The organism is Rhizobium sp. CCGE 510, from assembly GCF_000292525.1.
In the GTDB taxonomy this organism is placed as follows: domain Bacteria; phylum Pseudomonadota; class Alphaproteobacteria; order Rhizobiales; family Rhizobiaceae; genus Rhizobium.
Genome location: NZ_AEYF01000044.1, coordinates 688,500 through 713,350, shown reverse-complemented (window position 1 = coordinate 713,350; position 24,851 = coordinate 688,500). Strand labels below are relative to the sequence as shown.

At 62.7% G+C, this 24,851-nt stretch carries 24 protein-coding genes; 3 read left to right on the top strand and 21 right to left on the bottom strand.

Annotated features, from left to right (window positions below; genetic code table 11):
- Window positions 1-6: 6 nt before the first annotated feature.
- Window positions 7-423 carry a MarR family transcriptional regulator gene (locus tag RCCGE510_RS23575; RefSeq protein ID WP_003583451.1) on the bottom strand — a complete coding sequence of 139 codons (417 nt, stop codon included), beginning with the start codon at window positions 421-423 and terminating at the stop codon, window positions 7-9.
- A gap of 509 nt (window positions 424-932) precedes the next feature.
- On the opposite strand from RCCGE510_RS23575, the gene polA reads away from it, so the two are divergent.
- Window positions 933-3,932 (top strand): DNA polymerase I, encoded by a 3,000-nt coding sequence (gene polA / locus RCCGE510_RS23570; RefSeq protein ID WP_007634135.1) that lies wholly within the window; start codon window positions 933-935, stop codon window positions 3,930-3,932.
- 160 nt (window positions 3,933-4,092) lie between these two features.
- The gene (locus RCCGE510_RS23565; RefSeq protein WP_007634134.1) at window positions 4,093-6,438 is read left to right on the top strand and encodes a DNA translocase FtsK; all 2,346 of its coding nucleotides are present in this window, start codon (window positions 4,093-4,095) and stop codon (window positions 6,436-6,438) included.
- On the opposite strand, the gene RCCGE510_RS23560 is transcribed toward RCCGE510_RS23565, so the two are convergent.
- From RCCGE510_RS23560 to phnG, 15 genes are all read right to left on the bottom strand, one after another.
- A complete protein-coding gene (locus RCCGE510_RS23560) occupies window positions 6,435-6,953 on the bottom strand; it encodes a GrpB family protein (RefSeq protein WP_007634133.1) in 519 nt (172 codons plus the stop codon). The two genes, RCCGE510_RS23565 and RCCGE510_RS23560, sit on opposite strands and share 4 nt — an antisense overlap.
- 19 nt (window positions 6,954-6,972) lie before the next feature.
- A complete protein-coding gene (gene phnN / locus RCCGE510_RS23555) occupies window positions 6,973-7,569 on the bottom strand; it encodes a phosphonate metabolism protein/1,5-bisphosphokinase (PRPP-forming) PhnN (RefSeq protein ID WP_007634132.1) in 597 nt (198 codons plus the stop codon).
- The gene (locus RCCGE510_RS23550; protein WP_007634131.1) at window positions 7,566-8,705 is read right to left on the bottom strand and encodes an alpha-D-ribose 1-methylphosphonate 5-triphosphate diphosphatase; all 1,140 of its coding nucleotides are present in this window, start codon (window positions 8,703-8,705) and stop codon (window positions 7,566-7,568) included. The genes phnN and RCCGE510_RS23550 overlap by 4 nt, the downstream gene beginning before the upstream one ends.
- 13 nt (window positions 8,706-8,718) lie before the next feature.
- On the bottom strand, window positions 8,719-9,414 hold the full coding sequence (locus RCCGE510_RS23545) for a DUF1045 domain-containing protein (protein ID WP_037079565.1): 696 nt from the start codon (window positions 9,412-9,414) through the stop codon (window positions 8,719-8,721).
- Between the two features lie 142 nt (window positions 9,415-9,556).
- Window positions 9,557-10,900 (bottom strand): phosphonate ABC transporter, permease protein PhnE, encoded by a 1,344-nt coding sequence (gene phnE, locus RCCGE510_RS23540; protein WP_007634129.1) that lies wholly within the window; start codon window positions 10,898-10,900, stop codon window positions 9,557-9,559.
- A 7-nt stretch (window positions 10,901-10,907) separates the two neighbouring features.
- Complete coding sequence (gene phnE / locus RCCGE510_RS23535) at window positions 10,908-11,867, bottom strand: phosphonate ABC transporter, permease protein PhnE (RefSeq protein ID WP_007634128.1); 960 nt, start codon at window positions 11,865-11,867, stop codon at window positions 10,908-10,910.
- 65 nt (window positions 11,868-11,932) lie between these two features.
- Entirely contained in the window at window positions 11,933-12,838 is a 906-nt protein-coding gene (phnD, locus tag RCCGE510_RS23530; protein ID WP_007634127.1) for a phosphonate ABC transporter substrate-binding protein, read from the bottom strand.
- Window positions 12,839-12,924: 86 nt separating this feature from the next.
- Window positions 12,925-13,770 carry a phosphonate ABC transporter ATP-binding protein gene (gene phnC, locus RCCGE510_RS23525; RefSeq protein WP_007634126.1) on the bottom strand — a complete coding sequence of 282 codons (846 nt, stop codon included), beginning with the start codon at window positions 13,768-13,770 and terminating at the stop codon, window positions 12,925-12,927.
- Window positions 13,771-13,887: 117 nt separating this feature from the next.
- Window positions 13,888-14,505, bottom strand: coding sequence for a DapH/DapD/GlmU-related protein (locus tag RCCGE510_RS23520; protein ID WP_007634125.1), 618 nt, complete (start codon window positions 14,503-14,505; stop codon window positions 13,888-13,890).
- Window positions 14,502-15,209 carry a phosphonate C-P lyase system protein PhnL gene (phnL, locus tag RCCGE510_RS23515; protein WP_007634124.1) on the bottom strand — a complete coding sequence of 236 codons (708 nt, stop codon included), beginning with the start codon at window positions 15,207-15,209 and terminating at the stop codon, window positions 14,502-14,504. The genes RCCGE510_RS23520 and phnL overlap by 4 nt, the downstream gene beginning before the upstream one ends.
- A gap of 32 nt (window positions 15,210-15,241) precedes the next feature.
- Window positions 15,242-16,018, bottom strand: a complete 777-nt coding sequence (phnK, locus tag RCCGE510_RS23510; protein ID WP_007634123.1) for a phosphonate C-P lyase system protein PhnK — start codon at window positions 16,016-16,018, stop codon at window positions 15,242-15,244.
- On the bottom strand, window positions 16,015-16,890 hold the full coding sequence (locus RCCGE510_RS23505) for an alpha-D-ribose 1-methylphosphonate 5-phosphate C-P-lyase PhnJ (protein ID WP_007634122.1): 876 nt from the start codon (window positions 16,888-16,890) through the stop codon (window positions 16,015-16,017). The genes phnK and RCCGE510_RS23505 overlap by 4 nt, the downstream gene beginning before the upstream one ends.
- Entirely contained in the window at window positions 16,887-17,993 is a 1,107-nt protein-coding gene (locus RCCGE510_RS23500; RefSeq protein ID WP_007634121.1) for a carbon-phosphorus lyase complex subunit PhnI, read from the bottom strand. The genes RCCGE510_RS23505 and RCCGE510_RS23500 overlap by 4 nt, the downstream gene beginning before the upstream one ends.
- A gap of 4 nt (window positions 17,994-17,997) precedes the next feature.
- Window positions 17,998-18,606: a phosphonate C-P lyase system protein PhnH gene (gene phnH / locus RCCGE510_RS23495; protein WP_007634120.1), complete on the bottom strand. Its 609-nt coding sequence runs from the start codon at window positions 18,604-18,606 to the stop codon at window positions 17,998-18,000.
- Window positions 18,606-19,082 (bottom strand): phosphonate C-P lyase system protein PhnG, encoded by a 477-nt coding sequence (gene phnG / locus RCCGE510_RS23490; protein ID WP_007634119.1) that lies wholly within the window; start codon window positions 19,080-19,082, stop codon window positions 18,606-18,608. Before phnG ends, phnH begins: the two co-directional genes overlap by 1 nt.
- Window positions 19,083-19,173: 91 nt before the next feature.
- On the opposite strand from phnG, the gene phnF reads away from it, so the two are divergent.
- Window positions 19,174-19,917 carry a phosphonate metabolism transcriptional regulator PhnF gene (phnF, locus tag RCCGE510_RS23485; RefSeq protein WP_007634118.1) on the top strand — a complete coding sequence of 248 codons (744 nt, stop codon included), beginning with the start codon at window positions 19,174-19,176 and terminating at the stop codon, window positions 19,915-19,917.
- 45 nt (window positions 19,918-19,962) lie between these two features.
- Here phnF and RCCGE510_RS23480 read toward each other — a convergent pair whose 3' ends face one another.
- The 5 genes from RCCGE510_RS23480 to RCCGE510_RS23460 form a co-directional block, all read right to left on the bottom strand.
- Window positions 19,963-20,598, bottom strand: a complete 636-nt coding sequence (locus tag RCCGE510_RS23480; RefSeq protein ID WP_007634117.1) for a 2,3-bisphosphoglycerate-dependent phosphoglycerate mutase — start codon at window positions 20,596-20,598, stop codon at window positions 19,963-19,965.
- A gap of 21 nt (window positions 20,599-20,619) precedes the next feature.
- Window positions 20,620-21,444, bottom strand: coding sequence for a 4-hydroxy-tetrahydrodipicolinate reductase (dapB, locus tag RCCGE510_RS23475; RefSeq protein ID WP_037079477.1), 825 nt, complete (start codon window positions 21,442-21,444; stop codon window positions 20,620-20,622).
- Window positions 21,445-21,459: 15 nt separating this feature from the next.
- Entirely contained in the window at window positions 21,460-23,247 is a 1,788-nt protein-coding gene (locus tag RCCGE510_RS23470; protein WP_007634115.1) for an ABC transporter ATP-binding protein, read from the bottom strand.
- A gap of 103 nt (window positions 23,248-23,350) precedes the next feature.
- A complete protein-coding gene (locus tag RCCGE510_RS23465; RefSeq protein WP_007634114.1) occupies window positions 23,351-24,376 on the bottom strand; it encodes a glucokinase in 1,026 nt (341 codons plus the stop codon).
- Window positions 24,377-24,393: 17 nt separating this feature from the next.
- Window positions 24,394-24,774: a methylglyoxal synthase gene (locus RCCGE510_RS23460; protein ID WP_007634113.1), complete on the bottom strand. Its 381-nt coding sequence runs from the start codon at window positions 24,772-24,774 to the stop codon at window positions 24,394-24,396.
- Between the last annotated feature and the right edge of the window lie 77 nt (window positions 24,775-24,851).

The following is a 24,851-nucleotide window of genomic DNA, read 5'->3' as shown; positions in this document are numbered from 1 at the left end:
TCCCGGTCAGAGCGCCTTGGCGTTTTCCAGAAGCCGGCGGATATATTCAAGTGTCAGCTCGCGCTCGAAAACCCGAAAACCTTTGAACAGCGCAAGGTCGGCCTCACGCGCGGTCTCGATCGCCTCGGCCTCCATGGCCCGGGCCTTCGGTGTCAGGAACAGCAGTTGCGCCCGCTTGTCGGATGGATGCGGCCGGCGTTCGATCAACCCGTCGCGGACCATGCGCGAAAGCGTGTTGGCCATGGTCGCCTGCTCGATATCGACCCGCTCGAGAAGCTGTTTCTGGGTCAGCCCGTCTTCGGCCCAGAGTTCCAGCAGAATGGGGAACTGGCCCGGAGAAAAACCGAGCCCGACCGCGCGCTGGTGCAGCGAGCGGGCAAAACCCTTCGCCAGCTGGCTGGCAAGGTAGGCTCCCGAATCCATGCGGTTAAATCCCATGATTGCAAGTTAGGCTCAAAACCATGCCGGAGACAATGCAGCAAATCGCATGCGATGCTTCAAAATATGCAAGCGACAATGATAATTTCGAGTGTTTGGAAAAAACAAAAGTCGCCATGGCCTGGAGGTTGGCCATGGCGACCTTAAAGTGGGGACAAAGGCCCGGAGAGGGGGATAAGGCCTTTGTCCAAGCCTGACGCGGCGGGGGACAAGCCGGTAATCAGACCCGCGGCGCGATCAAGCGCCGGTGACATGGATTTGTGCCTGTGAATGTGGTTTTTCAAGGGAGGGCGACCGTTACAAATCGGTAACAGTTTGGTGAGCGGAATCTCCGCTGCACAATTCGTCAAATCGAAACGCGGTTTAGGGATAAAATTATGCATCCATTCAAAGTGCGATAGCGACCTTTGCGCCTCTGAATAGACGTGCGTAATCCTTTTCGCCCGTCGAACTTTATATGGACCTCGTCCCGTGCCCGCGCTATCCATGCACCCATGAAAAAAGGCGATCACCTCTTCCTTATCGATGGTTCCGGCTTCATCTTCCGGGCGTTTCATGCACTGCCACCGCTGACCCGCAAGACCGATGGCCTGCCGATCGGCGCCGTTTCCGGTTTCTGCAACATGCTGTGGAAGTTGTTGAGGGATGCGCGCAACACCGATGTGGGCGTGACGCCGACACACCTTGCCGTCATTTTCGATTATTCCGCCAAGACGTTCCGCAAGGATCTCTACGACGCCTATAAGGCGAACCGTTCCGCCCCGCCGGAAGAACTTATCCCGCAATTCGGGCTTATAAGAGAGGCGACCCGCGCCTTCAACCTGCCCTGCATCGAGACCGAAGGCTTCGAGGCCGATGATATCATCGCCACCTACGCCCGCCAGGCGGAGGCATCCGGCGCCGATGTCACCATCGTCTCCTCCGACAAGGACCTGATGCAGCTCGTCAGTCCCAATGTCCATATGTATGACAGCATGAAGGACAAGCAGATCAGCATTCCCGACGTCGTCGAGAAATGGGGCGTGCCGCCGGAAAAGATGATCGACCTGCAGGCGATGACCGGTGATTCCGTCGACAATGTTCCCGGCATTCCCGGCATCGGCCCGAAAACCGCCGCCCAGCTCCTCGAGGAATATGGCGACCTCGACACGCTGCTCGAACGCGCCACCGAGATCAAGCAGGTCAAGCGCCGCGAGACGATCCTCGCCAATATCGATATGGCGAGACTCTCGCGCGACCTCGTGCGGCTGCGCACCGATGTGCCGCTCGACCTCGATCTCGACGCACTGGTGCTGGAACCGCAGAACGGCCCGAAGCTGATCGGCTTCCTCAAGACGATGGAATTCACCACGCTGACGCGCCGCGTCGCCGAAGTCTGCGATTGCGATGCCAACGCCATCGAGCCGGCGATCGTCCGCGTCGAATGGGGCAAGTCTGCCCACGGCCCCGATCTCGATGCGGCCGCGCCGGCCCCCGTTGCCGGCGGCATTCCCGAGCTCTCTGGTGACGCGGTGCCTGTGCCGGCCCGTGCGAAGGCAAAGGCCGCCGTCGAGGGCGCATTTTCGCCCGCCGATCTTGCCAAGGCACGCGCCGACGCCTTTGCGACGCTGCCCTTCGATCATTCGGCCTATGTCACGATCCGCGATCTGGCGACGCTCGACCGGTGGATCGCCGATGCGCGCGACACCGGCCTCGTCGCGTTCGATACCGAGACCACGTCGCTCGATGCGATGCAGGCCGAGCTTGTCGGCTTTTCGCTGGCGATCGCCGACAATGTAGCCGATCCCACCGGCACGAAGATTCGCGCCGCCTATGTGCCGCTCACCCACAAGAACGGCGTCGGCGATCTGCTCGGCGGCGGCCTTGTCGAAAACCAGGTCGCCATGCGTGATGCCTTGCCGCGGCTGAAGGCATTGCTGGAGGACGGGGCGGTTCTCAAGGTCGCGCAGAACCTGAAATACGACTATCTGCTATTGAAGCGCTACGGCATCGAGACCAGGAGTTTCGACGACACGATGCTGATCTCCTACGTGCTCGACGCGGGCACCGGCGCGCATGGCATGGACCCGCTCTCGGAAAAATTCCTCGGCCACACCCCGATCCCCTACAAGGACGTGGCCGGCAGCGGCAAAGCGAATGTCACCTTCGATCTCGTCGATATCGACCGCGCCACCCATTATGCGGCCGAAGATGCCGACGTGACGCTGCGGCTGTGGCTGGTGCTGAAGCCACGGCTGGCGGCGGCAGGACTGACCAGCGTTTATGAACGGCTGGAACGGCCGCTGCTGCCGGTGCTGGCGCGCATGGAAGCGCGCGGCATCACCGTCGACCGGCAGATCCTGTCACGCCTGTCCGGCGAGCTGGCCCAAAGCGCTGCAAGATTGGAAGACGAGATCTATGTGTTGGCCGGCGAACGTTTCAATATCGGCTCGCCGAAGCAGCTGGGCGATATTCTGTTCGGCAAGATGGGTCTTGCCGGCGGCAGCAAGACCAAAACCGGGCAATGGTCGACCTCCGCTTCTGTGCTCGAGGATCTGGCCGCCGCCGGTTTCGAGCTGCCGCGCAAGATCGTCGACTGGCGCCAGGTCACCAAGCTGAAGTCCACCTATACCGACGCGCTCCCCGGCTATGTCCACCAGGAGACCAAGCGGGTCCACACTTCCTATTCGCTGGCATCGACGACGACGGGACGGCTGTCCTCCTCCGAGCCGAACCTGCAGAACATTCCGGTCCGCACCGCCGAAGGCCGCAAGATCCGCACCGCCTTCATCTCGACACCCGGCCACAAGCTGATTTCCGCCGACTACAGCCAGATCGAACTGCGCGTGCTTGCCCATGTGGCCGAGATCCCGCAGCTGACCAAGGCCTTCGAGGATGGCGTCGACATTCACGCCATGACCGCGTCGGAAATGTTCGGCGTGCCGGTCGAGGGCATGCCGGGCGAGGTGCGTCGCCGCGCCAAGGCGATCAATTTCGGCATCATCTACGGCATTTCGGCCTTCGGGCTTGCCAACCAGCTATCAATCGAGCGTTCGGAAGCCGGCGACTATATCAAGAAGTATTTCGAGCGGTTCCCGGGCATCCGCGACTATATGGACAGCCGAAAGGCCATGGCGCGCGACAAGGGTTATGTCGAAACGATCTTTGGGCGGCGAATCAACTACCCCGAAATCCGCTCTTCCAATCCGTCCGTGCGCGCCTTCAACGAGCGTGCGGCGATCAACGCGCCGATCCAGGGTTCGGCTGCCGACGTCATCCGCCGGGCGATGATCAAGATGGAGCCGGCGCTTGTTGAAGTCGGCCTTGGCGATCGCGTCCGCATGCTGCTGCAGGTGCATGACGAACTCATCTTCGAAGTCGAGGACGAGGATGTCGAAAAGGCAATGCCTGTTATCGTCTCGGTCATGGAAAACGCCACCATGCCGGCACTCGAAATGCGCGTGCCGCTGAGGGTCGATGCGCGCGCTGCCAGCAATTGGGACGAGGCGCACTAGAAATTGGCAAAGATTTTTCCGCTTACCGCAAGTCATTGAAAGCGCAGAAATTTACCTCCGGAAGCCGTATCGGAACGATACGGCGGGAAGGAACTTATTAACCTTCCTTTTCTATCCCGGTAGGGTCGTAATTTGTTAGGCATGAGTGAGTAGCGGACGCATGCGTTTTCCCAGAACCAATTTGACGGACGCCGGAGACTTTTCCAGCGAGATTGAAACCGAGCTTCCGGAGGTAAATCCCGGTGAAAAGCCGGCGGCACCGATCTGGCAGAGCAATTTTTCCCTCGCGCCGAATGTCCGTTTCACCCGCACGCCGGAGACGCTGATCAGCAAGCGGCGGGCCCCGAATGAGCTTGTTCACGATGATTCGCAGATTGGACAGCAGGCGATACGGATCGAGCCGGTTGCCGTCGATGTGCCGTTCGATGTCTATCTGCCGGAGCCCTACGAACTTTCCGCAGCACCGCAGATGATCGAACTGCAACCGTCACCCTTGGCTGAAGTGCCCGCCGAACCCGCCTTCCGCGCCAGCGCCGAGCTTTCTTCCATTTCGGATTTCGCCTTCTGGGAAGTCATGGCCTTTGAAGAGGCCGAGCCGGTTCGCGCGCCGCCGCTGATCTCGTTCCCGAAGAATGAAACCACACCCGAATCGATCACGTCGCTGTTCCGCATCATGGAATGGCGCCCCGGCCGTCCGGCCCCGGCTGCCGTCGTCTCCCGCCCGGTCCCGCCGCCGGCCGCGGTCTCCGCAAAGGTTGCCGTACGCCCTCCGGCAATAGTGTCCCTGGAGCGGCCGAGGCGCATCCCCGTCGTAGCACCGATCGTGCTGACCCCTCAGGCGGCACCGACCTCTCAGGTTGCGCCTGCTCCTCAGGTCGTCTCAGCCCCTCAACCGGCTCCAGCGCCCCAGCGTACGCCGCCCGTCGCCGCGGTTCTGCCATCGCCGCGTCGTGTCGCGAGACCCGAAAGGATCGACGCATCCGGCTATGAGTTCCCGCCGCGTGCCCTCCTGCAGGAGCCGCCGGAACGCTTCGGTGAGATCATGTCGCAGGAGACGCTTGAGCAGAATGCCGGACTTCTGGAAAGTGTGCTGGAAGATTTCGGCATCAAGGGCGAGATCATCCATGTCCGCCCCGGCCCGGTCGTCACCCTCTATGAATTCGAGCCGGCGCCGGGCGTGAAATCGTCGCGCGTCATCGGTCTTGCCGACGATATTGCCCGTTCGATGTCGGCGCTCTCGGCCCGTGTCGCCGTCGTGCCCGGCCGCAACGTCATCGGCATCGAATTGCCGAATGTCACTCGTGAAACCGTCTATTTCCGCGAGATGATCGAAAGCCAGGATTTCGAGAAGAGCGGCTACAAGCTGGCGCTCGGTCTCGGCAAGACCATCGGCGGCGAACCGGTTATTGCCGAGCTCGCCAAGATGCCGCATTTGCTCGTCGCCGGCACCACCGGCTCCGGCAAGTCGGTCGCCATCAACACGATGATCCTGTCGCTGCTCTACCGCCTGACGCCGGAGCAGTGCCGGCTGATCATGGTCGACCCGAAGATGCTCGAACTTTCCGTCTATGACGGCATCCCGCATCTTTTGACGCCCGTCGTCACCGATCCGAAGAAGGCGGTGATGGCGATGAAATGGGCCGTGCGCGAAATGGAGGAGCGTTATCGCAAGATGTCGCGCCTCGGCGTGCGCAATATCGACGGCTATAACGAGCGCGTGGCGCAGGCCCGCGACAAGGGCGAGACGATCCATGTCATGGTCCAGGTCGGCTTCGACAAGGGCACCGGTGTCCCGATCGAGGAAAGCCAGGCGCTCGACCTGACGCCGATGCCCTATATCGTCGTCATCGTCGATGAAATGGCCGACCTGATGATGGTCGCCGGCAAGGAGATCGAAGGTGCGATCCAGCGCCTTGCCCAGATGGCCCGTGCCGCCGGCATCCATCTGATCATGGCGACGCAACGCCCCTCGGTCGACGTCATCACCGGTACGATCAAGGCGAACTTCCCGACCCGCATCTCCTTCCAGGTGACCTCGAAGATCGACAGCCGCACCATTCTTGGCGAGCAGGGCGCCGAGCAGCTGCTCGGCCAGGGCGACATGCTGCATATGCAGGGCGGCGGGCGGATTTCCCGCGTCCACGGTCCCTTCGTCTCGGATGTCGAGGTTGAAAAGGTCGTTGCCCATCTGAAAACGCAAGGGCGCCCCGAATATCTCGACACGGTCACCGCCGACGAAGAGGATGAGACGGAGGAGGAAGAAGCCGGCGCCGTCTTCGACAAGAGCGCCATGGCCTCCGAGGATGGCAACGAGCTCTATGAGCAGGCGGTCAAGGTCGTCATGCGCGACAAGAAGTGCTCCACCTCTTACATCCAGCGCCGCCTCGGCATCGGCTACAACCGGGCCGCCTCATTGGTGGAGCGCATGGAGAAGGAAGGTCTTGTCGGGCCGGCCAACCATGTCGGCAAACGCGAAATCGTTTCCGGGCGAGGCGATGGCGATTAATCGGCCGCGGAGTGCGCTCCGCACTCCGCCAGCCGCAGCGTCTCGCTGATGAACTCGGTCTTTCCGCCGGTGTAGACATCCCAATCGCCGTCAGCCCTCGCAGCCAGCCGGCGTTTCAGATCGGCATAGGCCGTGGCTCTCTCGGGGCAATCCTCGAGATAGTCGCGAAACAGGATGCGCTCCCGGTGTCCGCGATGATCGGGTCCGCAGAGATAGAGCCTGAACCCATAACCGTCATGATCTCGGGTGAAGGCCCAGCGCTGCCCTCCCGAATCGCCGTGGAAGACGAAATCGGCGGCACGCACGGCTTCGATCGCTGCCGGCAGAACGTCGTCGGAGATCACGACGACATCGAGGTCGATCTTCGGCTTGGCGGCCAGACCAGGAACCGAGGTACTGCCGATATGATCGACGGACAGCACGAGATCGCTGAGCAGAGTAGAAACTCCACTGCTGATTTGGGCAAACAGCAGCGGCCAGGAGGGATCGTAGTCGACCACTTTGATGGCGCGCATGCCCTTCCTCTCGATCTGCTCAGGGCGCCTTGGTCAGCAACCCGTCGAGGATCGCGATCATCTTCTGCTCGGCCTCTTCGAGCGAGCCGCTATTGTCGAGTTCTACCACGTCATATTCGCCGCGCACCGTCAGCGGTCCGCGGGCGAGCCGCGCCATGATATCTTCATGCGTCTCGCGTCCGCGCGCCTCAAGCCGGCCGGCGAGCACTTCGGGGCGGGCGGTGACGTTGATGACCTTCAGCCGTGGGAAGGCGGCCTGGAAGCGGTGCAGTGCCGAGCGCGAGCCGTTGGCAACGACGACATGGCCCCGCGACAGCGCCACCGAAACCTCGGCCGGAATACCGTACTTCAAGCCGTGCGCTTCCCACCAGACGGCGAAGGAGCCTGACTGCTCCATGGCCGCAAACCCTTGGAGGGATACGGAAAGATGATCCTCGCCGCCGGCGTCGCGGTGGCGGGTGATGACGCGGCGGGTGAAATGCACGTCGGCGCGGCCGGAAAAACGGCGGGCGGCAAGGTTCATCAGCGTGTCTTTGCCGGCGCCGCTCGGCCCGACGACGACGACCATGATACCGCGCTCGGCTCCGGCTCCTGGATGGGGTTCGTGCGGCATCATGCGACACGGCGTCCTTGGCGCCAGACGGAGCGGGTCACCGGCACGCCATGCGAACGGTGGACGCGGACGAGATCGGCGCGCAGCCCCGTGGCGATCCGGCCGCGATCGTCGAGGCTGACGGTGCGGGCGGGCGTCGACGTCACCATGGCGATCGCCTTCGGCAGGGTAATGCTCTCGACCTCGTCGGCGAGGATGAACGGCGCATGCAGCAGGCTCAGCGGCACGTAGTCTGAGGACAGCACGTCGAGCACGCCCATCTCGGCAAGGTCGCGGGCAGCGATATTGCCGGAATGGGACTTGCCGCGCACGATGTTCGGCGCCCCCATCAGCACGCTCATGCCATGTTCGTGCGAGGCCCGGGCGGCATCGAAGCTGGTCGGGAATTCGGCAAGCCGCACGCCGTTGTCGATCGCCTCGCCGACATGGGAGAGGGTTGCGTCGTCATGGCTTGCCACGGTTATGCCGCGTTCGGCGCAGACCTTGGCGATGGCGTTGCGATGCGGTGTCGAATTGCGCGCCGATTCCGCCTGGCGCTTGGCGACGAAACGCGCGAAGACCTCGTCGCTTAAGCCCCGCTTCTTCTGGTAGTAGAAGATATATTGATCCATCGTCTGGAATTGACGCTGGCCGGGCGCATGATCCATCAGCGAGACGAGCCGCACATGCCGGTCGTTTTCGAAATCGGCGAAATGTTCAAGCACATTGTCGGCCGAGACCTCGCAGCGTAGGTGGATCAGGTGCTCGGCGCGCAGCCGGCCTTCCTTCTCCGCCGACTGGATGGCATCGGCCATCTCGCGCATCTCGCCATGTTCGAAGCCGCCGTCCTCGTCCGCGCCCATGCGCAGGCAGTCGAACACCGTGGTGATGCCTGACGTGACGATCTGGGCGTCATGCGCCTGGACTGCGGCGGTCTTGTTCCAGCGAATGCCGGGACGCGGCTGATAATGGCCTTCGAGATGGTCCGTATGCAGTTCGACGAGGCCGGGAATGACGTAGTCGCCCTCGAAATCTTCGCCGGCTACCGAGTTTCCTTCGGAAATATCGGCGATCTTGCCGTCGCGAATGAGGATCGATCCGGAGAGGATGTCATCCTCGAGAACGATGCGGGCGTTGGAAAACACGGTCTCTTTGCTCATCTCGTCAGGTCTTTCAGCTTTTGGCGCCGGCAAGCGGCAGCCAGGAATGAATTTTGAACGGCGCGCCGCGCGTTTCCTCGGTGAAGACGGCAAGGCCGGAAATCTTAAGCGGCCGGCCGGTGAAATCGGCAAAACGCTCGGTCAGGATCGCCTTCATCACCGCAGCGCGTGTCTCAGGCACCTGGCCGGTGAGTGTCATGTGGAAGCCGAAATCCTCCATCACATAGGGATAACCCCAGCGCTGCAAATGGATGCGCTGGCTGTCGCTGAGTTTCTCCGGGTTGCGCCGCGCCATATCGGCCTCGGAAAGCGCTGCGCGGAACGGTTCGAAGGACCTTACCACCTTCGCGGCGAAATCCTGAAGGGGTTGATGAAGAGAACCGGGAACGAGGGCAAAAAAACGGCCGAGCTGGCCGAGCACGAGTTCAGGAATCTCGAAAGCTTCAGTGCGCGCGGCAAAATCCTCGACGACGGCGATGAAATCCTTCTCGGTGACCGAGGCGGCGAGCGAAAACGGCGCCTTGATCGTCGCGTGAAAGCCATAACGGCGCGGGTCGGCGGTCAGCTCGAACTGCTCCGCCGCACCGAGCTGCGGGCCGTCCGGTGCAGGATAGGTCTCGTCGGTGAACGCATTGCGGCCGAGCCAGAGCGAGGCCGCGCCGGTGAGGGGGTCATCCTTCGGCGGCGAAAAATAGAGAGCGTAGCGCAAGGCTTTCATCCTGGGGATCGTCGAAACGGGGAGCGCAATGTGCAGTGATTTGGCGGCGAACCGCAAGCAGGCTCCCGGCTAAAAGATTTGCGTGACAAAATGATGATGGCGCAGCGCCGCCATCGCCTTTTGAGCCGATGGATCAGTGGGGTTTCATGCCCATCAGCCGGTGGCGCAGCGCGTTCGAAGCGGCGTCGAAAATGAAGACGACGATCAGGATCAGAATGACCATGTAGGCGACGTTTTCCCAGTTGGCGTTGGTGCGCATGGCCTCCCACAATTTGAGGCCGATGCCGCCCGCGCCGACGGCGCCGATAATCGTCGCGCCGCGCACGTTCGATTCCCATTGGTAGAGCGTCTGGCTGACGAAGACGGGAACGATCTGCGGCATAATGCCGTAACGATGGACGAGTACGGTCTGAGCACCGGTCGATTTGATGCCTTCGCGCGGCTTGCTGTCGATATTCTCGAGGCCTTCGGAGTAGAGCTTGCCGAGCGTACCGGTCTCGGTGAGGAAGATCGCGCCGCTGCCGGCAAGCGGGCCGGGGCCGAAGGCACGCGTCAGGAACAGCGCCCAGATCAGCATGTCGACCGAGCGCAGGAAATCGAAAAAGCGCTTGAGGATCTGATTGAGCAGCCGGTTCGGCGTGATGTTGCGCGCTGCCAAGAAGGCGAGCGGGAAGGCGGTAAGCGAGCCGAGCAGCGTTCCGAGGAATGCCATGACGATCGTTTGGAAAAGCTTGGTCCAGACATCGCCGTGCTGCCATTCGCTGTTGTTCCAGATGTCGTCGAAGGCGAGCGACAGGTTGGACTGGTCGGGCTTGATGCGCGGGCCGGAAACGATGAGGCTGACAACCTCGCCGACCGGCTTGTCGAAGAAGAACGATTGCGTGTCGAAGATGAAATTCGCCCAGCCGATGAAACGCTTGCGGATCTTCACCCGATCGACGGAAATGCTGACATTGCCGGCAAAGCCGAGATCGGCCAGCACGTTGTCGTCATAGACCGTCATCCAGCCGGGCACCGGTCCGACGACTTTCGGCGCACCGCTCGAAACTTCGACCGGGACGCTGACGCCATGCGCGGTGACGATCGTCTCGCTCTTCGAGACGGTGACGGTGCGGCTGGTGCCGCTGATCGAAACGGTGATGCTGCCGTCGGGGTTGTTGACCAGCCAGTCCAGATGCGGATTGTCGCCAAGCGGCGAGAAACGCGGATAGCGGATGTCGATCGAGCCGTCATCCCCGATGCGGAATTCCGGCTGAACGTCGTAGCTCACCCATTGGCTGAGATAGATGCCGACGCGCTCCCAATGGGCTTCGGCGAAAAGCTTGGGCAGGTCGAAGAACCAGACGGCATAGAGGCTGTAAAGCAGCGTTGCAATCAGGATCATCAGCCCGCCGAACCGCTGGCGGAACGACCGGTGAAAATATTCCGGATAGCGCGCTTCTATCTCAAGCATGCGGTTTGCGTCGATCACCGTCATGGCGGCCTCAATGTTGCAGAAGGAAGGCGTGCTCGCCGACGAGGCGGCGGCGCAGCCATGCGGAGAACTGGTCGACGGCGATGATCGTCACTAACAGCAGCAGAACGAGCGCCATCGTCTTGGCGCCGAAGCCGCGCGAGATCGAAAGCTTCAACTCTTCGCCGATGCCGCCGCCGCCGACGGCGCCGATGATGGTCGAGGCGCGCACGTTGATCTCGAGACGCAGCAGCGCATAGGAGGTGAAATTAGGCAGCACTTGCGGCAGGGCGGCGAAGCGCACGCGCTCCCACCAGTTGGCGCCGACGGCTTTCATGCCCTCATCGGGCTTCATGTCGATATTCTCGGCCACTTCGTAGAACAGTTTGCCGAGCGCACCGATCGTGTGCAGGGTGATGGCGATGATGGCAGCCACCGGTCCGATCGACAGGATCGCGGAAAACAGGCCGGCGATGACGATCTCGGGGAAGGCGCGCAAAAATTCCATCAGGCGCTTGGCGAAGATGCGCAGCGGCCATGAACTGGTCAGGTTGCGGGCGGCAAAGAAGCTCAAGGGAACGGCAAAGATGAAGGCGATGATCGTCGAGATCAGCGCCACGTTGATCGTGACGATCATCAGCTCGAAATATTCGGGAATGTAGAAGGCGCCTGAGATGTAGACGCGGCCCTTGTCGAAATTGAATTCCTCGCCGCCCGTGTCGTTGACGCTCGCGATGTCGAATAGCGCCCGCCAGACGTCGTGCCAATCCTTGGGAATGAGCCAGCTCAGGAAGTCGAAGAGATGCGGCAGCCGGTCGAAGAAATGGCCGGCATTGCTCTCGTCGGCGAAGCGGACGGAGCTGACGAAAGCCGCAATCAGGATAACGAGGCCGAGGATGGTATAGAAGCGGCGCCTGGAGACCATCCGCTCCCAGGCGGTGCCGATCTCCTTTGCGCTCTGCATATGCGGCTGTGTATCGGCAACAGTCATGGACGCCTCGCCCGATCAAAGATAAAGGGCGGCCGTTTCCGGCCGCCCCGCATTCCAGAAACCGATCAGCCGCCGATGGCAGCTTTGCGGACTTCGACGACGGCGTTGTAGAAGTCGTGCTTGACCGGGGCGTAACCCTTGTAGTCGCCGCCTTCGATAGCCGCGAAGCACTTGTGATCTTTTTCCGGCAGAGCCGTGAAGAAGGCTGCAAGCTTCGTCTGCCAGTCCTGGCCAAGCGCGTTGCGAACGACGAGCGGGCCGTTCGGGATCAGCGGCGAACGCCACACTTCAACCAGCTTGTTCGGATCGACAGCGCCCTTGTCGACTTCCTTGCGGAAGGTGCCGGAGGTGTAGCCGTCCTTGAATTCGCCGATGCCCGAGCTATCGTCGACGGCAACGTCGACCTTGCCGTCATAAGCGGCAAGCAGGTTGTTCTCGTGGCCGCCGTTGAACTGCGTCGAGGCGAAGAACTTGTCGTTCGGCATGCCCGTGTCCTTGGGGATCTGCGTCAGCGGAACGAGATAGCCCGAAGTGGAATCCGGATCGGCGTAGCCGAGCTTCTTGCCCTTGGCGTCCTTGATGTTCTTGATGCCGGAGGACTTCAGCGCGAGACCGACCGAGTAGTAACCCGTCGAGCCGTCCTTCTGCTGCGTCGTCAGGATCGGCGTAACGGCTTTCTCGTCCTTGATGTAGATGGCTGCGTAGCCGGATGCGCCGAGTTCGGCGAAGTCGAGCGTGCCGCCGAGCAGGCCCTGGATGACGCCGTCATAATCGGCGGCCGGGAACAGCGACACCTTCTCGAAGCCGAATTCCTGCTTCAAGTGGTCGGCAAGGCAGGCATAGTTGCGCAGCCGGTCGGTTTCGTTTTCGCCGCCGAGGATGCCGATGCGGAATTCCTTGAGGTCTGCTGCATGGGCAGCGCCGGCGAGCGCGAAGAGCGCCGTTGCCGCAAAGAGTGCTTTCTTCAACATGTGTCTCTCCTATTGACCGGTGCCCCCGGTCTTCCGTTACGAAGAAGTGTGCCCTTGACGCGGGCGCTCGATCGCGGCCGCCTCGCTCAGAGACCGGCCAGCGCCAGCGGTTGGGTGCCGGCGGTTTGATTGTCTGCCCGCTCGGGAGCGATATTGATCGATGTCGAGGTCATCGTTTCGTCGATGCTGGCGCCATCCTTGTCCGTCCCGTAGATTGCCTTGACCGCCTCGGCGGTCAGTTCCGAAGCCTTGCCGTCGAAGACGACGCGGCCGCCGGCCATGCCGACGATGCGTTCACAATAGTTGCGGGCGGTGTCGAGCGTGTGAAGGTTGGTGATGACGGTGATGCCCTCGCGCTCGTTGATATCGCGCAGCGCATCCATGACGATCTTGGCATTGAGCGGATCGAGCGAGGCGATCGGCTCGTCGGCGAGAACCATCTTCGGGTTCTGCATCAGCGCCCGCGCAATCGCTACGCGCTGCTGCTGGCCGCCGGAAAGCGTGCCGGCTGCCTGCAGCGCCGTCTGCTCGATGCCGAGGCGTTCGAGTGCTGCGATGGCATGCACACGTTCCTCGCGGGTGAAGATGTTGAGCAGGCTCAGAAGCGTCGAGCGGTGGTTGAGGCGGCCAAGCATGACATTGGTCAGAACGTCGAGGCGCGGCACCAGGTTGAACTGCTGGAAGATCATCGCGCAATCGCGCTGCCAGTTGCGCAGTGCCCGGCCGCGAAGCCCGGAGACCTCGACGCCGGAAAAATGAATGGAGCCGGAGCTCGGTTCCTGCAGCCGGTTGATCATCCGCAAGAGCGTCGATTTCCCGGCGCCGGAGCGGCCGATGATGCCGACCATCTGACCCTGAGGAATGTCGAGCGTGACGGAATCTACGGCGAGCTTTTTTCCGAAACGACGTGTGACATTCTTCAGCTCGAACATCATGCTTTCCCTTTGCACTCCAGGCCCTGGTCAGCATCGCATTAGTCCCGCTTGATGAACCTCGCATGTCGTTTTTGTGTAAGTCGTGTCACAATTCTCCGCATCTATATCGCGGGTTTAACCGCCGTAGCGGGACAGAAAATCTTCCGCGTCAAGGTTGCGGAAATCCTCCAGCGCCTGGCGCAGCCGGCCGTGCTCCCAATCCCACCAGGACAGCCTGTCCATCCGCTCACCGATCTCCTTGGAGAAGCGCTCACGGATTGGTTTGGCCGGCACGCCGCCGACGATCGTGTAGGGAGCGACGTCCTTCGACACCACCGCGCCGGCGCCGATCACTGCGCCGTTGCCGACGGTGACGCCGGGCAGGATCGTCGCCCCATGGCCGATCCAGACGTCGTTGCCGATCGTCACGCGGTTTGCGCGCCGCCAGGCGAAGAAATCCGTTTCCATGTCGCCGTCCGGCCAGTAGTCGGCGGCGCGATAGGTGAAATGATGCAGCGTCGCGCGCCAGGTGGGATGGTTGGTGGCGTTGATGCGCACAGCGGCGGCGATATTGACGAATTTGCCGATTGTCGCACACCAGACCGAGCCGTCCTGCATGATGTAGGAATAGTCGCCGAAGCTGGCCTCGCTGATGCGGCAGCGTTCCGAGACCTCCGTATAGCGCCCGAAGGTGGAATCGCTGACGGAGGCCGTCTCGTGGACATAGGGGTCGGTGCCCAGCTTGCGGCTCATGCAGCGATCTTTCCAGGCGAGAAGAGCTGGACGTCGAGGATGCGGTCGGCGACCGCTTCGCGCACTTCCTCGTCGTGGAAGATGCCGAGAAGGGCGACGCCCGCCTGCTTCTTCTCCTCGATCATGCCGACGACGACGGCACGGTTTTTGGCATCGAGCGAGGCGGTGGGTTCGTCGAGAAGCAGGATCCTGTGTTCGGTGATGAAGCCGCGGGCGATGTTGACGCGCTGCTGCTCGCCGCCGGAGAAGGTGGCGGGCGGCAGCTGCCAGAGCGCTTCCGGCAGATTGAGCCGGGCAAGCAGGGCGCCCGCCTTCTCCCGTGCGGCGACGGTGTCTTCGCCGCGTGCCACAAGCGGTTCGGCGACCACATCGATCGCCGCGACGCGCGGCACGGTGCGCAGGAACTGGCTGACATAGCCGAGCGTATGGCGGCGCACATTAAGCACGGTGCGTGGATCGGCGGCGGCGAGATCGACGATGCGTCCGTCGTGGCGAATGAGGATCTGGCCGGTGTCGACGGCATAATTGCCGTAAATCATCTTGAGCAGCGAGCTCTTGCCGATGCCCGATGGGCCACCGAGCACGACGCATTCGCCTGATGCGACCGAGAAGGCGACATTGGAAACCACGGGCAGCCTGATGCCGTCGCGCAGGTGCATGGTGAAACTCTTCGAGACTTCGGAAACGACGAGGGGCGTTGGCATGATATCTTCTTTTCTGGTTTCGGACCGTACGCTCAGACCTGCAGGATCGAGGAGACGAGCAGCTGCGTGTAGGGTTCGCGCGGGTCGTCGAGCACCCGGTCGGTGAGCCCGTGTTCGATGACGTAGCCGTCCTTCATCACCATCATCCGGTGTGAGAGCAGGCGGGCGACGGCGAGATCGTGGGTGACGATGATCGCCGACAGGTCGAGATCGTTGACGAGGCCGCGCACCAGATCGAGCAGGCGCGCCTGCACCGAGACGTCGAGGCCGCCTGTGGGTTCGTCCATGAAGACGAGGCGCGGGCCGGTGACGAGGTTGCGGGCGATCTGCAGGCGCTGGCGCATGCCGCCGGAAAAGGCGCGCGGCTGGTCGTCGATGCGGTCGGCGTCGATCTCGACCCGTTCCAGCCAGTCGATCGCCGAAGCGCGGATCTTGCCATAGTGCCGGTCACCGATCGCCATCAGCCGTTCGCCGACATTGGCGCCGGCCGAAACCGTCATACGCAGGCCGTCGGCCGGGTTCTGGTGCACGAAGCCCCAGTCGGTGCGCATCAGGAAACGCCGCTCGGCCTCGTTCATGCGGTAGAGATCGCGGTAGCTGCCGTCGCGCATGTGATATTCGACGCTGCCTGTGCTCGGCATAAGCCGGGTGGAGAGGCAGTTGAGCAGCGTCGTCTTGCCGGAGCCGGACTCGCCGACGATGGCGAGCACTTCGCCCGGCCAGAGCTCGAAGGAAACGTCGCGGCAGCCGATCCGGTTGCCGTAGAATTTCGAAACGTCATGGACTTTGAGAAGCGGGATATCGCTCATTCTGCAGCCTCCCGGGCCAGCATCTCGCCGGCATGCCCGTGGGCGCGGCGGTCTTCGCAATGATCGGTGTCGGAGCAGACGAACATGCGCCCGCCCTTGTCGTCGAGAACCACTTCGTCGAGATAGACATCCTCGGCGCCGCAAAGGGCGCAAGGCTTGTCGAAGCGCTGGATGTCGAAAGGATAGTCCTCGAAATCCAGGCTGACGACGTCGGTATAGGGCGGAACCGCATAGATGCGTTTCTCGCGTCCGGCGCCGAAGAGCTGCAGCGCGTCCGACATGTGCATCTTCGGATTGTCGAATTTGGGCGTCGGCGACGGATCCATGACATAGCGGCCATGCACCTTCACCGGATAGGCATAGGTCTTGGAGATGCGACCGTTATGGGCGATGTCCTCGTAGAGCTTCACATGCATCAGGCCGTATTCCTCGAGAGCATGCATCTTGCGGGTCTCGGTCTCGCGCGGCTCGAGGAAGCGCAGCGGTTCGGGGATTGGCACCTGATAGACGAGCACCTGGCCAGGTCCGAGCTTCTCTTCCGGAATGCGGTGGCGGGTCTGAATGATCGTCGCCTCGCCGGTACGCGTCGTCACCGCGACATTGGCGACTTTCTGGAAGAAAGCGCGGATGGAAACGGCGTTGGTCGTGTCGTCGGCGCCCTGGTCGATGACCTTCAGCACGTCGTCGGGTCCGATGATCGAGGCCGTCACCTGCACGCCGCCGGTGCCCCAGCCGTAGGGCATCGGCATTTCGCGAGAGGCAAAGGGCACCTGGTAGCCCGGAATGGCAATCGCTTTCAGGATGGCGCGGCGGATCATCCGCTTGGTCTGTTCGTCGAGATAGGCGAAGTTGTAGCAGGCCAGATCGCTCATTCGGCGGCTTCCTTCATGTCTTCGCCGGCGTTGCGGGCGGCTTCGAATTCGCGGCGCATGCGGCGGACAAGATCGAGTTCGGCCTGGAAATCCACATAATGCGGAAGCTTCAGGTGCTCGACGAAGCCGGTCGCCTGAACATTGTCGGAATGGGAGATAACGAATTCCTCGTCCTGCGCCGGCGCGGTGATATCCTCGCCGAGCTCTTCGGCACGAAGCGCTCGGTCGACCAGTGACATCGCCATCGCCTTGCGCTCGCTCTGGCCGAAAACCAGGCCGTAGCCGCGGGTGAATTGCGGCGGCGCCTTGGCCGAACCCTTGAACTGATTGACCATCTGGCATTCGGTGACCTGGATCGTGCCGAGCGAGACGGCAAAACCGAGTTCCGGCACGTCGAATTCCACCTCGACCTCGCCGATACGGATCTCGCCGGTGAAAGGGTGGTTGCGGCCGTAGCCGCGCTGGGTGGAATAACCGAGCGCCAGCAGGAAGCCCTCGTCGCCGCGGGCAAGCGCCTGCAGGCGCAGATCGCGGGTCATCGGAAACTCCATCGGCTCGCGGGTCAGGTCGCCGATCTCATGATCTTCAGGCATGTCGCCGTCGGCCTCGATCAGCCCCTCCTCGCCGAGGATCTCGGAGACGCGCATGACGCGGCCGGTCTCGGCGGCGCGCTGGGCAGGCGCCTCGACCGCCTCGTCGGAGAGCAGCGACGGATCGAGCAGCCGGTGGGTATAATCGAAGGTGGGCCCAAGAAGCTGGCCGCCCGGCAGATCCTTGTAGGTCGCCGAGATGCGGCGTTCGATCGTCATATCAGCCGTGTCGAGCGGCTTGGAATAGCCGAAACGCGGCAGCGTCGTGCGGTAGGCGCGCAGCAGGAAGATCGCCTCGATCATGTCGCCGCGCGATTGGCGGACGGCAAGCGCTGCGAGCGTGCGGTCGAAAAGCGAGGCCTCGGCCATCACCCGGTCGACGGCGAGCGCCAGCTGCGCCACGATCTGTTCGATGCCGATCGCCGGCAGCGAACGGTCGCCGCGGCGGCGGTCGGCGAGCAGGCGGTGGGCATTGGCGATGGCGGCCTCGCCACCCTTGACGGCAACATACATGAGCTCAGATCTCCGTTGCTGTGATCTTGGTGGTGCGCGGCAGGCACAGAAAACGCGCGCCCGACGTCAGCACGATGTCGACGCCGCGCGGGAAGAGCGCACGGTTTTCGGCCCAAAGCCGCAGGAAGGTTTCCGGCAGGCCGACAGGCGCGATCTCGGTCACGCTCTGGATGCCGGGGCCCATCAGCGCCAGCCTGCGCCCGCCTTCGAGTTCGGCGAGCTCGATGACAACGGTCGTCGACCGGTCGGGATATTCCTGCGTGCCCGAGGCGAACAGGCTGAAGGGGCAAAGCGGAATGCCCGCTTCCGTGAACGCGAAGCGCGCCTCTGCCTTCTCCGTGGTCAATGGCGCACCGGTGTGGAAGCCGAGCCATTCCGGCACGGCCGATTTCGCCAGTCCCTGGGACAGCCAGACAGGCGTGTCGTGGTCGCAAAGCGTCAGCGCGATGGCGCCGGCGGCGATGCCGAACGGCACAGGCGGCGCGACATTGGGCCGGACGGTCTGGATCGTGCCGGGGCGAGCCATGCCATCCATCAGCATCTTGAAAACGCTTTGGGCGTGGAAGACCGGGTCGGCAAAGCCGCCGGTCAGGGCTTCTGTCTTCAGTCCCATCAATTGTCTCCCCGCACCATGGTGAAGAAATCGACGCGGGTCGCCGCCGTCTCGTCCGCCTTGCGGCGTTCGGCATCGGCGATCCGCTCAGTGATCGGCAAAAGCAGGGCCTGTTCGACGAAATCCTTTGTCGCCTCCTCCTGCCAGAGTGCGTCGAAGATCGCCGCAAGCCGGGCCTTCTCACGGTCGGTGCCGAGCGCCTGCGCATGGCCGACCGAGCCGGAGTCGAGCCGGATCGTGGCCCGCGTCACCGTCACTTCGCCAAGATTGAAGGGAGCGCCGCCGCCGCCGATGCGTCCGCGGACCATCACCAATCCGGTCTCCGGTCCGCGCACCGGATGTGCCACGGGCTTTTCCGGCAACGCATTCCACACCGCCGAGAGTTCGCTCAGTTCCGCGCGCGCCAGCAGATCGGCGGCGCGTTTGCGCCCGGATACCGTCTGTGGCGCAGCGTCTGTCCTGTCCGCCGATATCATTGCCGCTTCCTTTAAATGTCTATTGATATAGACAACCATACAAGATACCTACGCTTAAATCGATGTCGCGACAAGCGTATGACAAGCGGGAATGGGGGGCGGCGGATTGAAACAGGTGCAAAGGCAGACCGGCGTGGCGCTCTGGCGCCAGATCGCCGATCGGATCCGCGAAGCGATCAGCAGCGGTACCTATGACGAAACGGGAATGGTGCCGCCGGAAACGGTGCTGGCGCTGCAATTCGGCGTCAACCGGCATACGGTGCGAAGCGCCTTGGCGGCTTTAACGCAGGAAGGAATCGTCCGTGCGGTACAAGGTCGCGGCACGCTGATCGAGCGCAAGGAGCGGCTGAATTTCCCGATCACCCGGCGCACCCGATTCACCGCCGGCATCGGCGATCAGGCGCGTGAGATGCGCGGCCTTCTACTCGATGAGGCGAAGGAGGAGGCGAGTGTCGAGGTCGCCCGTTGGCTGGATCTCAAGCCAGGGGAGCAGGTGATCCGGCTGGAAACATTACGCCATGCCGACAGGCGGCCGGTTTCAAAGGCGACGAGCTGGTTTCCTGCCGAACGTTTCGCCGGGATCGGTGAGGCCTACCGCAAGCACGAATCGATCACCAAGGCTTTTGCCGAACTTGGTTTGTCGGACTATGTCCGGGCGACGACCGAGGTGACGGCCGCGCATGCGAGTGCGGCCGATATGGCCGACCTCGAACTCACCCCCGGCGCCATCCTGCTGATCGCCAAGGCGATGAACACCGATCTCGATGGCGTGCCGGTGCAATATTCGATCAGCCGGTTCGCGGCCGACCGGGTGCAGTTCACCATCGAGAATTGAGACATGAGGTGCCAGCCGCTTGCGGCTGGCACGGACGGCAGGGCTTCAGTGTGCGCCGGACATGTCGCCGAGCACTTCCTTGGACGCGACGGTGGAATCCGCCTTCAGCGTGTAGACCATCGGCACGCCGGTTGCGAGATTGAGGGCAAGCACGCCTTCCTTGCTCAGCTTGTCGAGCACCATCACCAACGAGCGCAGCGAATTCCCGTGTGCGGCAACCAGCACCTTCTCGCCGTTGAGCACGCGCGGCAGGATTTCGGTGAGGTAATAGGGCCAGACGCGGGCGCCGGTATCGCGCAGGCTTTCGCCGCCGGGAGGCGGCACCTCATAGGAACGGCGCCAGATATGCACCTGTTCCTCGCCCCATTTGGCGCGGGCATCGTCCTTGTTGAGACCGGAGAGATCGCCGTAATCGCGCTCGTTCAGCGCCTGGTCGCGGATCGTCTTGAGATCGGGCTGGCCGACCTTGTCGAGGATGAGCTTCAGCGTGTGCTGCGCGCGCACTAGGACCGAGGTGTAGGCGACGTCGAATTTGATCCCGTATTCGGCAAGTGCGGCGCCGCCGGCATTGGCTTCCTCGATGCCGAGCGCCGTCAGATCGGGATCCTTCCAGCCGGTGAAGAGATTCTTCAGGTTCCAGTCGCTCTGGCCGTGGCGAACGAGGACGAGGGTACCGCTCATGAATTTGCCTCCTTAATATCGTTATGAAGAAGAAAGCCCGAGCACGTCGAGCATGGAATAGAGACCCGGCTTCTTGTTGCGCGCCCAGAGCGCCGCCTTGATGGCGCCGCGCGCAAAGATCGAACGGTCGGCCGCACTGTGCGACAGGGTGACGATTTCGCCTTCGCCGGCAAAGAGCACCGAATGCTCACCGATGACGGAGCCGCCGCGCAGCGTCGCAAAGCCGATCGTGCCGGCCTGTCGGGCGCCGGTATGGCCGTCGCGCACCCGTACGGATTTGGCGGCAAGATTGATGCCGCGCCCCTTTGCCGCGGCCTCGCCGAGCAGAAGGGCGGTGCCGGACGGCGCATCCACCTTGTGCTTGTGGTGCATTTCCAGGATCTCGATATCCCAGTCGGCAGGCTCGAGCGCCCGCGCGGCCTGTTCGGCGAGCACGCTGAGCAGATTGACCCCGAGGCTCATGTTGCCTGACTTGACGATGCGGGCGTGGCGGGCCGCTGCAGTGATCTTGGCATTGTCGTCGGCCGAACAGCCGGTGGTGCCGACGACATGGACGATGCGAGCTTGAGCGGCCAGGCCTGAGAATTCCACTGTTGCGGCAGGCGAGGTGAAGTCGAGCACGCCTTCAGCATCGAGAAAGGCATTGAGCGGATCGTCGCCGATGATGACACCGGTCGGGCCGAGACCGGCGATCTCGCCGGCATCCTTGCCGATAAAGGGCGAACCGCTGCGTTCGACCGCGGCATGCAGTGTGGCGCCCTCGATGGAATGGATGAGCCGGATCAGCGTCTGCCCCATGCGCCCGGCTGCGCCAACCACCACCAGTTTCATCGCAGCATCGCTCATGTCAGGCTCACCAGGTCAGTTTGTATCGGAGGCCGAAGGCCTCTGCAGATTGTTGAGGCGAGCGTAAAGGCCGTCGCTGACCTTCGCAAGCGTCTCGTGATTGCCTTCCTCGACGACGCGGCCCTGCTGCATGACGACGATCTTGTCGGCGCGCACCACGGTCGAAAGCCGGTGGGCGATGACGACGACGGTGCGGCCGGTCATCGCCTCGTCGAGCGCCTTCTGCACAGCCGCCTCGGATTCGGTGTCGAGGGCGGAGGTCGCCTCGTCGAGAAGCAGGATCGGCGCATTGCGCACCAGCGCACGGGCGATCGACAGCCGCTGGCGTTGGCCGCCGGAAAGCGTCACGCCGTTTTCGCCGACCGGGGTTTCGTAACCCTGCGGCTGCGCTGAGATGAAATCATGCGCATAGGCAAGCCGGGCCGCTTCTTCCACCTCGGCATCGGTCGCTTCCGGCCGGCCGTAGCGGATATTGTCGCGGATCGTGCCCTCGAACAGGTAGGGCTGCTGCGAGACATAGGCGAGCTGATGGCGCAGCGACTTCTTGGTGATGTGGGCAATGTCCTGCCCGTCGATCAGGATCTCGCCCTCGCGCGGATCGTAAAAGCGCGGAATGAGGTTGATGACGGTGGATTTGCCGGCCCCCGAAGGACCGACCAGCGCCGTGGTCCCGCCGCCCTCGGCGATGAAGCTCACACCGCTCAACACACTCTCGCTGCCATAGCCGAAGGAAACGTTGCGGAATTCGATCCTGGCTTGCGTCACCGTCAGCGGCTGGGCATCCGGCAGGTCGCGCTGGCGCGGCTCCATGTCGAGCAATTCGTAGATCATCCGCGCATTGACGACGGCACGCTCCATCTGCACCTGCAGGCGGGCAAGCCGGCGGGCCGGGTCATAGGCAAGCAGCAGCGCCGTGACGAAGGAGAAAAAGGCGCCGGGCGGCACATTGTAGTAGATCGAGCGGTAGGCGGCATAGGCCAGCACGCTGGCGACGGCAAAGCCTGCGAAACTCTCGGTCAGCGGCGAAGTGCGTTCGGAAAGCCGGGCAATCCGGTTCGCCCTGTTTTCGGCACCCTTGATGAGCTTGGTGACCTTGCGTTCCAGTTCGTCTTCCATCGTGAAGGCTTTCACGATGGCGATGCCCTGGATCGTCTCCTGCATGGCGCCGAGAACGTGGCTGTTCAAATGCACCGCCTCGCGCGTCGCCGAGCGCAGCCGCTTGGAAACATAACGCAGCGCATAAAGCAGCGGCGGGGCCATGATGAACACCGCAAGGCTGAGCAATGGATCCTGGAGGATCATCACCGCGAGCAGCGAAACGAAAGTCAGCAGGTCGCGCACCGTCGAGGTGATCGTCAGGTTGAGTACGTCGCGAATGCCGCTGACGTTCTGGCTCACCTGCGCGGCGATATGGGCAGAGCGCGCTTCGCTGAAGAAGCCGACCGAAAGTGACATCAGATGCGAATAGAGCCGGCGCTGGTAACGCGCGACGATATCATTGCCGACCTTGGACAGCGCCACCGCCTGGCCGTAACTGGCAAAACCGCGCAACACGAAGGCGATGAAGATCGAAAGACAGATGATCCAGACGACGTCGGCGCGCCGGTTGGCGAAGGCTTCGTCGATGATCGCTCGCATGATCCAGGCGGTAAACGCCGTCGAAAGCGCCACCACGATCAGACAGGCAATCGCAAAGACATAGCCCCAGAGATGGTCGCGGCCGTTTTCAGCGATGATGCGCTTCAGGATGCCGGTTACGGTATCGCTGCTGACGCTCTGCGTTCTCGTTTCCGCCGCTTCCAAAAATGAGGTTTCCTGTCTCGGACCAAGCGCGCCGCGGAGGCGACGCGCACTTTTGCCGGGGTCTATAAAGAGTTAGGATTGGTTTGGCTAGACGGGGCTAACGCTAACGCCGCCAGCGGCGGCCTTCCGTCGAGACGCCGAAATTCGCCGGCATGCGCGCATAGGAGGAAAGCCCGGCAAGCGCTGCCAGCGGATGCGTCACCACATAGGTCGGAATGGTGCGAAGCAGCGCCGTATGCGGCGCCTTGTCCTCGAAGGCGAGGCGGAATTCCGGTCTCTTCAGCGCCGGGAGGATCTTCTGCGAGATGCCGCCGGACAGATAGACACCGCCGCGCGCCATGAAAACCATCGCCATATCGCCCGCCACCCGGCCGAGATAGGTGGCAAACAGCGAGACGGTCTCAACGGCCGCCTTGTCGCTGCCGGCAAGCGCGTGCGAGGTGATGTCGGCCGGATCCTTCATCGTCGGCTGGATGCCGTCGACCACGCAGATGGCATGGTAGAGGTTGACGAGGCCGCGCCCGCAAAGGATCTGCTCGGCCGAGACGCGGCCTTCGATCGTCTCGATATGGGGGAAGATTTGATAGTCGCGTTTGCTGCGCGGTCCGAGATCGACATGGCCGCCTTCGCCGGGAACCGGGATCCAGCTATGCTGGGCATGCACCAGCCCGCCGACGCCGAGCCCGGTGCCCGGTCCGAGCACGACGCGGGACGCGATCATGTCGCCGGTGGCGTCGCCGATGCGTTCGCGGTTCTCATCCGAAAGGGCGGCGACTGCCAGCGCCTGCGCCTCGAAATCGTTGACGACGAGCACGTCCTCCATGCCGAGGCCCTCGATCATCGTCTCTGGCCGCACCACCCAGTCGCAATTGGTCAGCGGGATCTCGTCGTCGCTGATCGGGCCGGCGACGGCAAGGATCGCCGAACGCGGCTGCACGGCTGTCTTGTCGAGCACGCCTTGCTGGATCGCTTCGTCGATCGTCGCGAAATCCGCCGTGCGCACGTTCGGAAACTGCTTCGGCTCGGCATAGGCATCGGTCAGGATGGAGAAGCGGGCATTCGTGCCGCCGATATCGCCGATCAGGATCGGGAAAGGCAGCGGAGCGGTGCTGTTGTTCGGTTTTGGCATGGCCGGTTCCGTGCTGATCAGGCTTCGAGTGTGGGAAGAAGTTTTATAGCGGTCGCGTGGTTGAGCGCCATCGGAATATCGTAAAAGATGGCGAGCCGCATCAGCGCCTTGACGTCGACATCGTGCGGCATCGGCGTCAGGGGGTCGACGAAGAAGATCAGGGCGTCGACCTCGCCGGTCGAAATCAGCGCGCCGATCTGTTGATCGCCGCCGAGCGGTCCGCTTTTCAGCCTGGTGACGTCGAGATCCGGGGCGGCGTCGAGCACGCGCCCGCCGGTCGCGCCGGTGGCGACGATCTTCCAGCGGGAGAGAATGTCCCTGTGGGCACGGGCGAAATCCGCCATGTCGTCTTTCTTTTGGTCATGCGCAATCAATGCAAGGCATTTGCCGCCGGCCATCAACCCCTCCGCCCGAACAATTCAATCGATTTGACCGCTTCTATATCAAGAGTTTGCCATTTGAAAGACAGCGCACC